Here is a 15,529-nt window from a genome sequence, read left to right on the forward strand (position 1 = left end):
ACTGATCGCTCGCGCTGACACCCGGCGACGCCAGGTCACCCTCCGGTGGCCTGGCGTTTCTGGTTGATCAGCAGATTGAGGAATCGCAGACCGAGTCCGAGGAGCACGAGGGTGCTGGCCATCTGGATGGACACCGCGATGCGGGCGCCCTGCGAATACGCCGCGATGTCGCCGAAACCGGTTGTCGTGAACACCGTCAGGCAGAAGTACAGGGCGTCCACGCGGCTGAGGTACTCGTTGAAGCTGCCCGGGTCGTATTCGGAGAACAGGTAATACGTGGTGGCGAAGACGACGACGTAGAACGTCGACAGTGCGACGAGCATCTCCATTGCGGTCGCGAGCGGATGGACCGACCGGGCGAACTTCCGGACCTCCCAGACGCAGAAAGATGCCAGCAGGAAGGCGCCGACCGTCAGTCCGAGGATGTTGAGATCGCTCGTCCTGTTGATCGGCAACAAGAAGTATCCGATCAGCAACACGATGGCCGCGCCGACGGGCCGGAGTAGGGCGACTGTCAGATCGCGTCCCTTCGCGAGGACGAAGGATTCCGGTGCCCCGGGTCGCGGTACCGGGGCGCCATCGGGCGAGGCGCCGCCGGCCCCAGGTGCGTCGTTCACCAGATCCGGACCCGCTGGTCTTGCTCGAGATACAGTGCGTCGCCGGGCTTCACGTCGAACGCCTCGTAGAACGCGTCCACGTTGCGCACGACGCCGTTGCACCGGAACTCCGGCGGCGAATGCGGGTCGATGGACAGGCGGCGGATCGCCTCGGCGTCCCGGGTCTTGGTGCGCCAGATCTGGGCCCAGCTGAAGAACACGCGCTGCGTTCCGGTGAGGCCGTCGATGACCGGCGGATCCTGCCCCTCGTGGGCGATCTCGTAGGCGACGAGCGCGATCGACAGACCGCCGAGATCGCCGATGTTCTCCCCGATGGTGAAGTCGCCGTTGACCTTGTGCTCGGGGTCGAGGCCGGTCGGGGTGAACTCGCCGTACTGGTCGATGAGTTTACGTGTGCGTGAGGAGAACTCGGTGCGGTCGGTGTCCGTCCACCAGTCGACGAGGTTGCCGTCGCCGTCGTACTTCGCGCCCTGGTCGTCGAAGCCGTGGCCGATCTCGTGCCCGATGACCGCGCCGATGCCGCCGTAGTTGACCGCGTCGTCGGCCTCGGGATCGAAGAACGGCGGCTGCAGAATGGCCGCGGGGAAGACGATCTCGTTCATGCCCGGGTTGTAGTAGGCGTTGACCGTCTGCGGGGTCATGAACCATTCGTCGTGGTCGACCGGCCCACCGATCTTGGCGAATTCCCGGTCCTGCTCGAACGACGATGCGCGCGCGACGTTCCCGATGAGATCACCGCGGTCGACGCTCAGTGCGCTGTAGTCGCGCCACTTGACCGGGTAGCCGATCTTGGGGGTGAACTTCTCGAGCTTGGCGAGGGCCTTCTCCCGGGTGTCCGGGGTCATCCACGGGAGTTCGGAGATGTTGCGGCGGTAGGCCTTCACCAGGTTCGCGATGAGCTCGTCCATGCGCGCCTTCGCCTCGGGCGGGAAGTGCTTGGCCACATAGAGTTTGCCGACCGCGAACCCCATCGCGCCCTCGACGAAGCCGACGCCGCGCTTCCAGCGGTCGCGGATGGTCTCCGCGCCCGTCAGGGTGCGGCCGTAGAACTCGAAGTTCTCGTCGACGAAGTCCGACGACAGATACGACGCGGCGGAATGGAGCAGGCGCCACGTCAGCCACGTCTTCCACTCCTCGAGCGGGCGTGAGGCGATGAGTGCCGACGCTCCGGACACGAAGGACGGCTGCGCGACGACGACCTCGGCGAAGGTCGGATCGCCGGTGGTGCCCAGACCGCCCAGCCACTCACCGATCGGGAAACCGTCGGCGGCGGAGGCGAAGTCGTCCAGCGTCATCAGGTTGTAGGTGAGTTCGGCGTCGCGGCGCCGGACGACGTCCCAGTGTTCGGCCGCGATGGCGGTCTCGAGATCGAGGATGGTGGCGGCGCGGGCGGCGGCATCGTCGAAGCCGGCGAGGGCGAACATCCGCTCCACGTGTGCGACGTAGGCGGTCCGGGTCCCCGCGTGCTTGTCCTCCCGGTAGTACGACTCGTCCGGCAATCCGAGGCCGGACTGGGTGACGTGCACAAGGTAGCGGTCGGACTTCTTGGCGTCGGTGTCGACGTAATAGCCGAACAGTCCACCGGCGCCGTGACGCTGGAACCGGCCGATGCGTCGGGCGAGCGCGTCCGCCGAGTCGACGGCCGCGATCTTCTCGAGTTCCCCGGTGATCGGGCCGATGCCGAGTGCCTCGATGTGATCGGTGTCCATGAACGACGCGTAGAGGTCACCGATCTTCTGTGCGTCGGAGCCGCTCGCGGGGCTCGACTCGGCGCATTCGGTGATGATGTCGCGGACGTTCTCCTCGGAGTTGTCGCGCAGCACGTGGAAGGCGCCGTCGACCGAACGGTCGTCGGGGATGACATGCGACTCCAGCCACTTCCCGTTGACGTGGGCGAACAGATCGTCCTGGATGCGGACGGAATCGTCGACCCAGTCGAGGTCGAGTCCGGACTTGAGGTCGGTATTCGAAGCAGTCACGCGCTCCATCCTGTCACCGGATGGGCGATCCGTCAGCAGCGTTCGGTACCGGCGAAATCGCACGAGGTCCCCGGTCGGTCCCTACGGTGGATCCATGGTGGGAGAAACCAGCTACGACGTCGTCGTGATCGGCGGTGGTCCGGTGGGCGAGAATGCTGCCGACTACGCGATACGGGGAAGCGATCGCACGGCCGCGATCGTCGAACACGAACTGATGGGTGGGGAGTGCTCGTACTGGGCCTGCATGCCGAGCAAGGCGCTGCTCGGACCCGGCAACGCCCTCGAGGAGGCGCGGTCACTGGCCGGGTCCCGCGAACGGGCATCGGCGCCGAATCCGGATGCCGACGCCGTGCTCGGCTGGCGGGACACCGTCACCGGGCGTCTCGACAACAGCGCCGCCACGCACGATGACTCCGGCCAGGTGCAGTGGGCCGACGGTGCCGGCATCGAGGTGATCCGCGGTCACGGCCGGATCGTCGGCGAGAAGCAGGTCCGCGTCGGCGACCGGTTGGTGACGGCACGCGAGGCCGTGGTCATCGCGACCGGCAGCACCGCGTCGGTCCCGCCCGTCCCGGGACTCCGCGAAGCGCTGCCGTGGACCTCGCGCGACGCCACCAACATCCTCGAGATCCCGGAACGGATGGTGGTTCTCGGCGGCGGGGTGGTGGCGTGCGAGGCCGCGACGTGGCTGCTCGACCTCGGGGTGCGCAGCCTGGTCATGGCCATCCGCGGGGACCGGCTGTTGCCGCGGATGGAACCCTTTGCAGGGGAACGGGTTGCCGACGCGCTGCGGGCTCTCGGCGCCGACATCCGCTTCGGGACGACGATCGAGGCGGTCGAACGAACCGACGCCACTGCCTCGGGATACGGACGACTGCACGGCGGCCCGGCGGTCGTCCGGCTCGCGGGCGACGGTGCGGGGGAGCTCACCGTCGACGAGATCCTGGTCGCGGCCGGAAGGTCGCCCGCGACAACCGATGTGGGCCTCGACTCGCTGGGTTTGGCGGCCAAGGGACCGTTGACGGTCGACGATCACCTCACCGTGCCGGGGCATCCGTGGTTGTACTCGGTCGGAGATGTCAACGGCCGCAACGTGTTGACGCATATGGGCAAGTATCAGGCGCGGGTGGCCGGTGACGTCATCGCGGCCCGGGCGGAGGGGCGAGACCTCGACGGATCGCGGTACGTCGCGGTTTCGGACCATGCCGCGGTGCCGCAGGTGGTGTTCACCAGACCGGAGATCTCCTCGGTGGGGCTGACCCACGCGCAGGCGGAGGACGCGGGCATCGACGTGCGCGTCGCCGAAGGGGGCATCTCGGTGGCCGGGTCGTACCTGCTGGGTTCGGACTACTCGGGGTACGCCTCTCTGGTCGTCGACGCGGCGCGGGACGTCCTCGTGGGTGCGACGTTCGTCGGGGCGCAGACGGGCGAACTCGTGCACTCGGCGACGGTCGCGATCGTCGGTGAGGTGCCGCTGTCGCGGTTGTGGCACGCGGTGCCGTCGTATCCGACCGTCAGCGAGGTGTGGCTGCGATTGCTCGACCAGCTGCGCTGACCTGCAGAATCACCGCTTCAGCGGAGTGCCGCTACGTAGGGCCGGCGCGTCTCCGCCGACGTCGCGAGCATGCGGCACAATTGGTCTGACCACTTGACCACCTGACCGAGGGTGGCTACCGTCACAGCATGCCCTTCGAGCCGGTGACCCAGCAGAGCGCACCCGAGATCGTCTTCGACCAGATCGTCGAGGGGGTGCTCTCCGGCGATCTGGCCGCCGGTGAAGCGCTCCCCAGCGAACGAGAGCTGGCACGGATGCTCGGGGTGTCCCGGCCGACGGTGCGCGAGGCGCTCAAACGAGTCGCCGCGGCCGGGCTCGTGACCATCCGGCAGGGCTACGGCGCGCGCGTCCAGGACATCGCACGCACAGGCGGGCTCGACCTGTTGCCACGGCTGCTCCTCCGTGGAGGGGCGCTCGTGCCGAGTGTCGCGCGGTCGATCGTCGAAGCGCGCGCCGCCGTCGGGCCGGAGGTCGCCCGCCTCGCGGCGCAACGTGCCACCGACGACGATCTCGTCGCGATCCGGTCGGTCCTGGATCGTCTCGCCGCCGAGCCGGACCCGATCGGCCAGCAGGTCGCCGCCCTCGAGTTCTGGAGCGTCGTCATCGACGCGGCCGACTCGATCGCCTTCCGGCTCATGTACAACTCGCTGCGCGCCGCCTACGAGCCCGCCGTACCCGCTCTGGCCGGGGTCCTGGAACCCGAGGTCGGGAACATCGAGGGCTACCGCGCGCTCGTCGACACCATCGCCGCGCACGCACCCGAACGCGCCGAAGCCGCGGCCCGAGCCCTTCTCGCACCCGCGACGACGGCACTACTCGCTCTCTGCGAGGCACTCGAGATCACCGACCCACAGGAGGAACACTGATGGCCGCCGACGAGATCGACATCAGGGCGCGCCGGCAGGTCGCGGCCGAGGAACGACGCATGCGGTCGCGGCACTCGATGTCGCTGCGCGACGCATTCGCCGAGTTCCTCCGGCATCCGTCGCCGTGGATCATGGCGGGTTTCCTCGTCACCGCGCTGGCGGCACGAGTGTGGTTGGGCGGCTGGGGTTTTGCCGACCTACTCGTCCCGGCGATCATGGTTGCGAGCTTCCCGCTGGTGGAGTGGCTGGTCCACGTCTTCGTCCTGCACTGGCGACCGAAGCGCCTGGGCCCGGTCACCGTCGACCCGCTCGTCGCCCGCAAACACCGCGAGCATCACCACAATCCCCGCGACATCCCGCTCATCTTCATCCCGTGGCAGGTGCTGATCGGGGTGATGATCGCGGCCCTCATCGTCGGGCTCGTCGTCTTCACCAGCGTCGAGCGCGGGCTGACCTTCCTGGTCGTGCTGCCGGCAATCGGCCTGGTCTACGAGTGGACGCACTACCTGATCCACTCCGACTACCGGCCGCGCCACGCGTTCTACCGCAGGATCTGGCGCAACCACCGGTTCCACCACTACCGCAACGAGCACTACTGGTTCACGGTCACCACCGCCGGGACCGTCGACCGGTTGCTGCGGACCTACCCCGACCCGGACACCGTCGAGAAGTCACCGACCGCGAAGGACCTGCACGCGCTGTCGCGGACGGCGGAGTAGGTCTGAGGCGCTGGCCGAAGGACGACCGAGGTCGGTGAGGTCGTTTCGATACGGCTCGTCGCAAGCTCCTCGCCTACTCAACGAGCGGGGGCGGCTCGTCGCAAGCTCCTCGCCTACTCAACGCTCCTATGTCACGCGGCGGTCGCGGTTGCTGGTTGAGCCGGTAGCGAGCGGAGCGAGCCACCGCGTCGAAACCTCCCGCCGTGCTGGTGAGCGGGCCGGTGGCGGGCGGGTTTCGACGCGACGCCTCGCTTCGCTCGGTGTCGGCTCGACCGGCATGGGGTTGCTCGGTGTCGGCTCGACCGGCATGGGGGTTACTGGTGTGGAGGTTTCGTGCAGCGTGTGGGGCCTCAGGAACCGCCGAGCCCCGACGCCATCGACCACACGAGGATCTCGGCGCCGGCGGAGGACGTGACCGACATCAGTTCGGCGTCGAGGGCGCGGACGGCGTCGCCGGCGTCCAGAGGCGCAGGTTCCCCGTCGACGGTGACCGCGGCCTGCCCGTCGACGACGAACAGGTGGGTGAACCGGGCGGCCGGGAGTTCGACGGTGCCGCCTGCGCGCAGCCGCGCGGCGTAGAGCGTGGCGCCGGCGTTGGCGAGGGAGATCGCGGCCCCACGGTCGGGGTCACCGGAGGCGACCGCGACCAGCTCACCGGTCGACAGCTGGTCGGCGACGTCGGCCTGGTCGTAGGACGGGGTGAGCCCGTGCCGGTCGGGCATCAGCCACATCTGCACGTAGTGCACCGGCTCGGTCCCGGAACCCGCCAGCTCGGGCCAGGAGTCGTTGCGCTCGGAGTGCTCGACCCCGGTACCGGCGCTCATCCGCTGGACGAGACCGGGATAGAGCACTCCGGAGTGTCCGGCCGAGTCGCGATGCACGAGCGTTCCGGAGACCACCCACGTGACGATCTCGCTCTCCTGATGATGGTGGAGGTCGAAGCCCGCGCCGGCCGCCACCTCCTCGTCGTTGAACGCGAGGAGGGCACCGAAGTGGGTGTTCGTGGGATCGTAGTGATCGCCGAAGGAGAACCCGTGTCGTGAGGTGAGCCAGTCGGTCGTCGTGACCATGCGATCGTCGCCGGGGATCACCGTGAAAGCCATGGCTCCATCATCGCAGTCGGCGCGGGCCGGACTCGGTGCGGTTTGTCCCCCGTTTGGTGGATCGAACCATACGTCCCGGACCGATGCGACCCGCAGATTGCGGGACGAGATGAGTTCGTGACCGGCTTGATTCCCGAATGGAAGCTGGGAGCGTCGAATTCGAGTGTGACAAGAGTGAAGATTGTCGTCATGAAGATCTGGGTCAAGCGCGCAACATCCGCCGCTTGTGCCGCGGTCACCTGTGCCGTCGTGGTGAGTTCCTGTTCGCTCACCGGATCGTCGAACACCGGTGCTGCCGCCGCCATCGACGCATTCGCCAGCGCGCTGAGCCGACAGGACGCCGGCGGTGCCGCGCAGCTCACCACCGCGCCCGGTCAGGCCGGCGACAGTCTGATCACGACGCTGAAATCGATGTCTGCACAACGGATCGACGTCGACATCGAGAAACCCGTCGAATACAGCGACGGTACCGCGACCTTCGCCCTGACCACGAAGTGGAACTGGGACAAGGGACGCGCCTACGAGGCGAGCAGTGAAGGAACTGCCCGGAAGCTGTCGTCGGGGTGGAAGGTCACGTGGGATCCGGCGATCCTGCATCCGGGTCTCGGCGCCGGAGGTCACCTCCGCGAGATCCGGACCGACGCGACGCCCTCACCGTCGGTGCGCAGTCGCTCGAACAAGGTCTTCATGTACCTCCAACCGGTGAACGAAATCGTCATCGACCCTGCACAGACGCGCGATCTGGCGGCCACGACCCGAGCGCTGGCCGGCGTGATCGCGCCGATCGCGCCGCTGATCACCCCAGCGGTCATCGGCGAGAAGCTGGCCGAGACGCCGGGTAAGTCGGTCATCGCCGTCACGCTGCGCGATCCGGACATGCAGGTTCTCGCGGGCGACCCCGCGCGTGTTCCCGGCGTGAGCGTCAACCGCACCGATCAGCTCGTCATGGCCGACCGTCGGCTGTCGTCGCCGCTCGAGGACGGCCTGACCAACTACTGGCAGGCGATCCGCGACGCCACAGCCGGCTGGCAGGTCGAGATGGTCAACCCCGGCGTCCGGCCGCGCCGCCTCGCAGGTGAGCAGGGACCGCCCGGACCCGATGTGCTGTCGACCGTCGATCAGGGTGTGCAGCTGACCCTCGGCGACGCCGCGGTCGAGGTCGGGCAGCCCGCCACGATCCTCACCCTCGACGCCCAGACCGGCGCGATCCTGGGCATGGCGCAGAACACGTATGCGGCCGAGCGCAACATCGATATCGATCGGGCCTACCCGGTCGGTTCGACGCTGAACCCGGTCTTCGACGAGGTCGGACGCATTGCCGGGCCGCAGCCCGAGCAGGCGGACACGTTGCTCGACCGGCTGGGTCTCGGTGTCCAGTTCACCGTGCCGGGGGCCAGCGTTCCGACGCCGGGCCAGCCCGGTATCGCGACCATCGGTTACCGCCCCGGCCAGACGAACATGTCGATGACCAACATGGGTGCGCTCGGCGTCGCAATGGCACGCGCCGCGGCGGGTCAGCCCTCGTCGGTGCCGCCGTTCGTCCTGAGGAATGTGCCCACCAAGGTCGCCGGCGGTGAGCTCGGCGGCCTCGACCCCGCTCTCGTCGGACCGATCTTGAAGGCGATGACCGCCACCGCGGCCACCGGTGATGCCAGCGACCTCACCCGGGCACCCGGGCTGAAGGCGCTGGTCGGCACCAACGGCCCGGAGGGACCGGGCTGGTTCGTCGGCATCCAGGGCGGACAGGTGGTCGTGATCTACACCGAAGGTCCGAAGTCGGGTACCGCGGCGCTTCAGGTGGCGCAGAAGTACTTCACGATCAAGTAGTCGAGACCATCATCGAGTAGACGAGGCCACCGCCGGCCCGGTGGGCGCTTTCGACGCGACGCCTCGCTGCGCTCGGTGTCGGCTCAACCGGCGTGGCTTGCGGACATCGGCGCGGTGTGTCAGCGGTCGGCGGCGCGCCGGCCGAGGTAGGCGAAGACCGCGCGCCATCCGAGCAGGAAGACGGCGAGCGTCACGGTCGCGACGATGACGAAGCTGACGGCCACGCCCTGGCTGAGGATGAAGCGCAGGATCATCGCGACGGTCACGGTGCAGAACCAGATGACGATCCCGACCGGCACCACACGGTCGGGACGGAAGTCGTGGCCGAAGAAGTCGCTGGACCGCACGTGGGCGTACACGTAGGTGATCGACCAGCCGGCCGCGCAGCCCACGAGGAACGGCCACAGCGTGTGCAGAAAGGCGACCGGTGCATAGCCCTCTTCGTGGCTGGCCCGGCCGATCACCACGAAGATCGTGATGGCCACCGCGTCGAACAGGGCGGCAACCGGCCCGGTCGCGGTCCCGCGCGCCGGTGAGGTCCCCGCCTCGGTGGGGTTCGGGATCGGCATGGTGGTCTACCGTACCGGGTCTGACGGGGGATCAGTGTCGGACCCTTGACCGGACTCCGAACGGGACGGGTCCTCTGATGCGGCCGCGTCGACGTCCCGCTCGACCGCGTCGATGAACGTGTCGTCGCGCCTGATCCGGCTGCGGAACATGATCGCGATGACCACCCAGCCCACCGCCGCGATGAAGACGTAGCTGATGATCCGGTAGATCAGGACGGCGGTGATGGCGTCGGCGGCGGGCATCCCGGCGCTGGTGAGGGCCGGGACCAGCACGGCGTCGACCACGCCGATACCGCCCGGGAGCAACGGGATCGCCGTGCCGACGGCCTTGCCGGCCGCGTACGCGACCATGAGTCCAGAGATGCTCGGGTGCGCGTCGACGGCCCAGCAGGCGAACATCAGACACGCGACGTCGGCGACCCAGTTGAACAGGCTCCAGCCGAAGGCGATGGAGGTGTCGCGTTTGGTCAGCTGGACCGCGCGGAGCTGCTCCAGTGTCTCGAAGAGCTTCTCGGTGCCGTGGTCGTCGGGTTTGTTGCGGAGCTGGTTGATCCAGCCCAGCACCCGGATGCTGGTGTTCTTCAGAGATTCCGGATGGCTGGCGAGGTACTGCAGGACCACCGCGACCGCGAGCAGACCGGCGACCGAGAACACGACGGAGAACGGGCTGGTCTTGGCACCGGCGAGCATTGCGCCGCCGAAACCGAGGACGGCGAGGCCGACGCCTGCCAGCAGCCCCGACATGACGACCTGCCACGACGCGACGACCGGGGTCGCACCCCACTTGCGCGTCTCGCGGTAGGTGAAGGCGGGCGCCAGCACCTGACCGCCCGGCATCGTCTGGCTGAGCGAGTTGGCGGCGAGGATGACCGACAGCGACTTCCACTGGGTGACGCGGACGCCTGCCGAACGCAGCAGCGCGCGCTGGACCTTCGCGAAACTGTCCATCGACAGCATCGCGGCCACGACACAGGCGAACACCCAGTGCCATTTGATGTCGCCGATGCGTAGCCAGGCCTTCTTCAGCTCGGGCCAGATCAGCACGACCTCGACACCGAGGATCACCAGGACGACGGCCAGGAGGACCCACCGCACCCACCAGAAGCGGGGACGGGTGGCCGAGCGAGGGGTCACGTCCCCCGGCGAGCCAATATCCTCCGACATACGTGACACCTTAGGCCAGGCTGTATCGCCGTATGTCCACCACCATTGGGTAGATCGACTGTCTACTGTTGCTCTCGTGAGCGAAGCCGAACCGGCCGGTCGGCCGCATGTTGCCCCCGACCTCGCGTCCCTCGACCGTGCCAGGGTCCACCCGCAGGTGCGAGCCGCCGCGGAATGGGCGTGGCGGTTGCTCCTGCTCCTCTTCGCGGCCTACGTCGCCGCCAAGCTCTTCGTGGAGTTCGAGGAGGTGCTGGTCCCGGTCGCGCTGGCGATCCTGATCGCGGCGATGCTCGTGCCCGCGGTCGACGCCCTCGACCGTCGCGGGGTGCCGAGATCCCTGGCGGTGCTCCTCAACATCCTGCTCGCGCTGGGATTCATCGCGGGTGTCATGACCTTTGTGGTGCGCGAGTTCATGCGGGGCGTGCCGCAGCTCGTCGAAGAGGTCAGCGCAACAGTGGAACGCACCAAGGAGTGGTTGATCGAGGGACCGCTCGACCTCGACCCGGGCAGGTGCGCAGTGCGGGTACCGACATCCTGGACTTCCTGCAGCACAGCGAGGATCGGGTCACCAGCGGCGCGCTCGCCACCGCCACCACGGCGAGCGAGATCATCACCGGCGCACTGCTCACTCTCTTCCTCCTCATCTTCTTCCTCTACGGAGGTGATCAGATCTGGCGGTTCTCGGTCGGCGGCGTACCAGTCGCGACCCGTGACCGGGTGTGGCGAGCGGGGATCGCCGGATTCGGGACGCTCGTCGGCTACGTGCGGGCCACGGTCGCCGTTGGCCTTCGTCGACGCCTGCGGCATCAGCGTGGGCCTCGCCAATCTGCAGGTTCCGCTCGCACTTCCGCTGGCGTCGCTGGTGTTCCTGGGTGCGTTCATCCCGATCGTCGGTGCCCTGCTGAGCGGTTCGCTGGCGGTGCTGGTCGCACTGATCACCCAGGGCTGGCTCGCGGCCGTCGTGGCCCTCGCCATCGTCGTCGGCGTGATGCAGCTCGAAAGTCATGTGCTGCAACCATTCCTGCTGGGACGTTCGGTGCGGCCGCATCCGGTCGCGGTCGTCCTGGGCATCGCCGCGGGGCTGGTCTCGGCGGGGATCATCGGCGGCCTGCTCGCGGTACCGCTCATCGCCTTCCTCAACACCGCGATACGGCACCTGAAGGACAGCGAGGGCGCGGCCGACGACCAGGAGGCCGCCGGTGGTCACGTGGTCGAACCCAGTGAACCCGTGTGGGACACCGCCGATCCCGATGCGACCGCGGAGGCGGTGGCCGAGCGCGGCACGAGGCCCGGTGGTGAGACACCGAAATCCGATGAGTCCGAGTCGGACCCCCGGGACCCGGGACCATCGTGAGCGCAGAGCCGTCCGCGCGGTGGGTCGCGCAGATGCGGCACACCGAGGCCGGACTGCCGGCCCGTGCCGTCGACGCCGATCCGGTCGGCCCGCTGTGGCGTGGTGCGCAGATCTTCCGGCTGCTGTCGTATCTGTATGCACTCGGCTTCCAGATCGCGGTCAACGACGACCTCGAGCATCGTGCCGTCGCGTGGGCACTCTTCGGTCTGCTGACCGCCTGGACACTGGTCAGCGGCATCGGCTACTTCATCGGATTCGCCCGCAACCGCTACTGGGTGACCGCCGAGGTCGTCGCGGTCTGCGGCCTGATGCTGTCCACCTCATATGTGGCCGACGCCGGGTGGGCATGGCACAACCAGACCTGGCCGACGACGCTGTGGGCCACCAACGCGGTGATCTCGGTGGCCATCCTGGCCGGGCCGACGTACGGGATCATCGCGGGCCTCGTCGTCGGCGGGACGAGCACTTTCGTCAAGGGCGAGCTGAACCTGAACTTCGGACGCAACGCCACGATCATCGTGATCGTCGCGACCGGTATGGCCGTCGGACTCGCCGCGGCGAACGCCCGCCGGACGCATGAGAAGCTCTCGGCCGCAGCGCGTATCGCGGCAGCCGCCGAGGAACGTGAGCGCTTGTCGCGCGAGGTGCACGACGGAGTGCTTCAGGTGCTCGCGCTCATCGCCCGGCGAGGTCGTGAGATCGGTGGCTCCACAGCAGAACTGGCGTCGTTGGCCGCCGAGCAGGAACGCGCGTTGCGTCGACTGATCTCCGACGCCGGGGATGCCGGTGCCGAAGAAGACCTGGACGGCGTCGGCGTGCCGGGCGCCGGGGAGCTGGATCTCGCGGCCGCACTGAGGGTGTTCGCCGACGATCGGGTCTCGGTGAGTGCACCCGCCGACCCCGTCCCCGTACCCGCCCGCATCGGGCACGAGATCCGCGCCGCCGTGGTCAACGCTCTCGACAACACGCACCACCACGCGGGACCCGATGCGCGCGCCTACATCCTGGTAGAGGATCTGGGGAACGACGTGGTGGTGAGCGTACGCGACGACGGTGTCGGAATCGTCGAGGGCCGGCTGGCGCAGGCGGTCTCTCAGGGACGTCTCGGTGTCGCGAAATCCATTGTCGGCAGAATCGAGTCGGTGGGCGGCACGGCCGTCCTCGACACCGAACCCGGCGGCGGCACGGAATGGGAGTTCACCGTTCCACGTCGGCAGACCGAGGGTCGGCGGGACTGAGGGAGGGACCGATGGGCACAGTCGGGTCGGAGGAGGAACACGTGGCAGACGGTGCGGCAGGACGGTTGCGGATCATGGTCGTCGACGACCACCCGATCTGGCGCGACGCGGTCGCCCGTGACCTCGCCGACGAGGGATTCGACGTGGTGGCCACCGCCGACGGGGTGGGCAGCGCGGGTCGTCGTGCGGCCGCGGTCACCCCGGACGTCGTGCTGATGGACATGCAACTCCCCGACGGCTCAGGTGCCGACGCAACCGCGGCGGTGCTCGAGGTGTCGCCACGGACCCGCATCCTCGTGCTCTCGGCCTCGAGCGAGCGAGACGACGTGCTCGAGGCCGTGAAGGCCGGCGCCAGCGGATATCTCGTGAAGTCGTCGTCCCGCGAGGAACTCGTGTCCGCGGTCCGCGCGACCGCCGACGGGCAGGCCGTGTTCACGCCCGGGCTCGCCGGTCTCGTCCTGGGCGAGTACCGCAGGATGTCGCAGCAACCGGACGCCTCGGCGGCGACACCGTCCCTCACGGACCGGGAGACCGAGGTGTTGCGACTCGTGGCGAAAGGGCTCAGCGCCAAGCAGATCGCCCGGCGGCTGTCCCTCAGTCACCGGACCGTCGAGAACCATGTGCAGGCCACGCTCCGGAAGCTGCAGCTGGGCAATCGTGTGGAACTGACCCGTTACGTCATCGAACACGGCCTGGAGGAGGACTGAGTCCTCCGCCCGGCCGATTGATGAAAGTGGTTGTGCCGGTTACAGGTCGGTGGCCGCGAGGGTGGCCGACGTGATCGGGGTGGCCGGTGCGACCTTCGGAGTCACGACCATCAGCGTGGCCGCCGCACCGGCGAGCGCGATACCGCCGAACAGGTAGAACGCGGTCCCCGACGAGACGCCGGCGCCGATCAGCAGGCCACCGATGATCGGGCCGACGATCCCGCCGAGGCGGCCGAAGCCGGCACACCAGGCGACGCCCGCGCCGCGGGCCTCCGTCGGGTAGAAGTTCGACACGAAACCGTAGATCAGGACCTGGGTCCCGATGGTGCCCGTGCCGGCAACCGTGACCGCGACGAGCAGGATCGGCAGCGGGAGACCGAATGTCAGGCACACGAGCGCGAAGGTGGCCAGACAGAACGATGTCGCGACGACCTGCTGCGGGCCTCGCTGATCGGCGAGACGGGCCGCGATCAGGCCGCCCACGATCGCGCCGCCGTTGAGGACCAGCAGGAACGAGAGCGACCCCTTGGCGTCGAATCCATTGGCCTCCATGATCTGCGGAAGCCAGGTGTTGAGACCGTAGGTCAGCAACAGGCCGACGAAACTCATCGTTCCCAGCAACAGCGTCGGCACGGCGAACCGGCGCGTCACCAGCGCGGCGAAGCCGAGCTTCACCGGAGCCGGTGCCGGCTCCTGGCGAAGGTGGCGTGTCCGTAGATCCACCGGAATTCCGGTGTGCGTGCTGATCTCGCGGGCTTCCTCATACCGTCCGCGTGCGGCGAGCCACTGCGGGGACTCGGGCATCTTCAGCACCGCGAGCGGGAGCAGCGTCACGAGCGGCAGTGCCCCGATCCAGAACAGGCCGCGCCACCCGATCTGATCGACGAACAGCATTGCCAGCACGGACGCGAGGACACCGCCCGCCGGGACCCCGCTGTAGACGATCGCGTTGAACAGGTTCCGCTTGGAGGCCGGCGCGAACTCGGCGACCATCGCTCCCGCGGTCGCGACCAGGCCGCCGATCCCGATCCCGGTGAGAAAGCGCAGGATTCCGAACGAGACGAGGTCGGTGGCCAGGGCGGTCGTCGCCATGCCGACCGAGAACCAGACGATGTTGACCAGCATCATCCGACGCCGGCCGACCCGGTCACCGAACGCGCCGGCGGCGAGAGCGCCGATCATCACGCCGATGAGCGCGTAGGACCCGAGTGCGCCGGCGGTCGCCGGGGTCAGCTCGCCCAGCTGTCCCGGGTCGTCGAGCAGAGTCGGCAGGACCGTCCCGTAGACGACGAGGTCGTAGCCGTCGAAGACGATGGCGACGGCGGCGAGGGTGACGATCCAGAGCACGCTGCGGCGATGCTCCGGAGACGTCCAGGTCGAAGAGTTCATGCGGGCTGTCCCTCCAGCGTTGGTGTGCTGGCAGACATCCTGCCCAGGATGTGGCGTAGTCACATCGGGGCAATGCCCAGTTCCGGCCCATCCCGAATTGATCCGCGAGTCCGTGGGATTCATAGCCGGATACACCACGGTCGGTGGAGGCGAACTCCACCGACCGTCGGCGATCACGTCTCGGTGCTCACTTCTCGGAGCGGCTCCGCTTCAGCAGTTCCTGCACGCTGATCTGGGACTCGTCACCGGACTCGTCCGAGCGGGCGTGCCGGTCGGTGCGCGGCCGGCGACGGCCGGAGTCGGCGTCCCCGGACGGCGGGCCGGCAGGGGCGCCGGTTCCCGGCCGGGGGGTGGCCGCCGGAGTGACGTCCGGGCTCAGCCCACGCTCCATCGGCGACGGCCCCGAGGTCCGGCGACCACGGGTCGTCGGTGGCGAGTTCTC

Annotated in this window: 13 protein-coding genes and 1 pseudogene; 7 read left to right on the top strand and 7 right to left on the bottom strand. The window is 68.5% G+C overall.

Features of this window, described 5'->3' with window-relative positions; genetic code table 11:
• Nucleotides 1-35: 35 nt before the first annotated feature.
• Together GOAMI_RS11435 and GOAMI_RS11440 are read right to left on the bottom strand one after the other, a co-directional pair.
• Complete coding sequence (locus GOAMI_RS11435; protein WP_006436661.1) at nucleotides 36-617, bottom strand: potassium channel family protein; 582 nt, start codon at nucleotides 615-617, stop codon at nucleotides 36-38.
• Nucleotides 614-2,605 carry a M13 family metallopeptidase gene (locus GOAMI_RS11440; protein WP_081598231.1) on the bottom strand — a complete coding sequence of 664 codons (1,992 nt, stop codon included), beginning with the start codon at nucleotides 2,603-2,605 and terminating at the stop codon, nucleotides 614-616. Before GOAMI_RS11440 ends, GOAMI_RS11435 begins: the two co-directional genes overlap by 4 nt.
• 85 nt (nucleotides 2,606-2,690) lie before the next feature.
• On the opposite strand from GOAMI_RS11440, the gene GOAMI_RS11445 reads away from it, so the two are divergent.
• The 3 genes from GOAMI_RS11445 to GOAMI_RS11455 all read left to right on the top strand — a co-directional run bounded on the left by GOAMI_RS11445 (nucleotide 2,691) and on the right by GOAMI_RS11455 (nucleotide 5,736).
• Complete coding sequence (locus GOAMI_RS11445; RefSeq protein ID WP_040004772.1) at nucleotides 2,691-4,151, top strand: dihydrolipoyl dehydrogenase family protein; 1,461 nt, start codon at nucleotides 2,691-2,693, stop codon at nucleotides 4,149-4,151.
• A 128-nt stretch (nucleotides 4,152-4,279) separates the two neighbouring features.
• Complete coding sequence (locus GOAMI_RS11450; protein WP_006436664.1) at nucleotides 4,280-5,017, top strand: FadR/GntR family transcriptional regulator; 738 nt, start codon at nucleotides 4,280-4,282, stop codon at nucleotides 5,015-5,017.
• Nucleotides 5,017-5,736, top strand: a complete 720-nt coding sequence (locus GOAMI_RS11455) for a sterol desaturase family protein (RefSeq protein ID WP_006436665.1) — start codon at nucleotides 5,017-5,019, stop codon at nucleotides 5,734-5,736. Before GOAMI_RS11450 ends, GOAMI_RS11455 begins: the two co-directional genes overlap by 1 nt.
• A 350-nt stretch (nucleotides 5,737-6,086) precedes the next feature.
• Here the strand turns inward: GOAMI_RS11455 and GOAMI_RS11460 are convergent, their stop codons facing one another.
• Entirely contained in the window at nucleotides 6,087-6,839 is a 753-nt protein-coding gene (locus GOAMI_RS11460) for a pirin family protein (protein ID WP_006436666.1), read from the bottom strand.
• 189 nt (nucleotides 6,840-7,028) lie between these two features.
• Here GOAMI_RS11460 and GOAMI_RS11465 point away from each other — a divergent pair, with 189 nt between their 5' ends.
• Entirely contained in the window at nucleotides 7,029-8,666 is a 1,638-nt protein-coding gene (locus GOAMI_RS11465; RefSeq protein ID WP_040004783.1) for an NTF2-like N-terminal transpeptidase domain-containing protein, read from the top strand.
• Between the two features lie 119 nt (nucleotides 8,667-8,785).
• Here GOAMI_RS11465 and GOAMI_RS11470 read toward each other — a convergent pair whose 3' ends face one another.
• Nucleotides 8,786-9,235, bottom strand: coding sequence for a DUF3054 domain-containing protein (locus GOAMI_RS11470; protein WP_006436668.1), 450 nt, complete (start codon nucleotides 9,233-9,235; stop codon nucleotides 8,786-8,788).
• A 6-nt stretch (nucleotides 9,236-9,241) separates the two neighbouring features.
• A complete protein-coding gene (locus GOAMI_RS11475) occupies nucleotides 9,242-10,399 on the bottom strand; it encodes a lysylphosphatidylglycerol synthase transmembrane domain-containing protein (RefSeq protein ID WP_006436669.1) in 1,158 nt (385 codons plus the stop codon).
• A 76-nt stretch (nucleotides 10,400-10,475) separates the two neighbouring features.
• On the opposite strand from GOAMI_RS11475, the pseudogene GOAMI_RS11480 reads away from it, so the two are divergent.
• From GOAMI_RS11480 to GOAMI_RS11490, 3 genes and pseudogenes are all read left to right on the top strand, one after another.
• Nucleotides 10,476-11,753, top strand: a pseudogene (locus GOAMI_RS11480) (AI-2E family transporter).
• The gene (macS, locus tag GOAMI_RS11485) at nucleotides 11,750-12,991 is read left to right on the top strand and encodes a MacS family sensor histidine kinase (protein WP_006436671.1); all 1,242 of its coding nucleotides are present in this window, start codon (nucleotides 11,750-11,752) and stop codon (nucleotides 12,989-12,991) included. Before GOAMI_RS11480 ends, macS begins: the two are co-directional and overlap by 4 nt.
• A gap of 11 nt (nucleotides 12,992-13,002) precedes the next feature.
• Complete coding sequence (locus GOAMI_RS11490; RefSeq protein WP_006436672.1) at nucleotides 13,003-13,698, top strand: response regulator; 696 nt, start codon at nucleotides 13,003-13,005, stop codon at nucleotides 13,696-13,698.
• Nucleotides 13,699-13,737: 39 nt separating this feature from the next.
• Here GOAMI_RS11490 and GOAMI_RS11495 read toward each other — a convergent pair whose 3' ends face one another.
• Together GOAMI_RS11495 and GOAMI_RS11500 are read right to left on the bottom strand one after the other, a co-directional pair.
• Nucleotides 13,738-15,087 carry an MFS transporter gene (locus tag GOAMI_RS11495; RefSeq protein WP_006436673.1) on the bottom strand — a complete coding sequence of 450 codons (1,350 nt, stop codon included), beginning with the start codon at nucleotides 15,085-15,087 and terminating at the stop codon, nucleotides 13,738-13,740.
• 187 nt (nucleotides 15,088-15,274) lie between these two features.
• On the bottom strand, nucleotides 15,275-15,529 hold a 255-nt coding region (locus GOAMI_RS11500; protein ID WP_157228305.1), incomplete at its 5' end, for a hypothetical protein.

It is taken from the genome of Gordonia amicalis NBRC 100051 = JCM 11271 (genome assembly GCF_000332995.1).
Lineage (GTDB): Bacteria > Actinomycetota > Actinomycetes > Mycobacteriales > Mycobacteriaceae > Gordonia > Gordonia amicalis.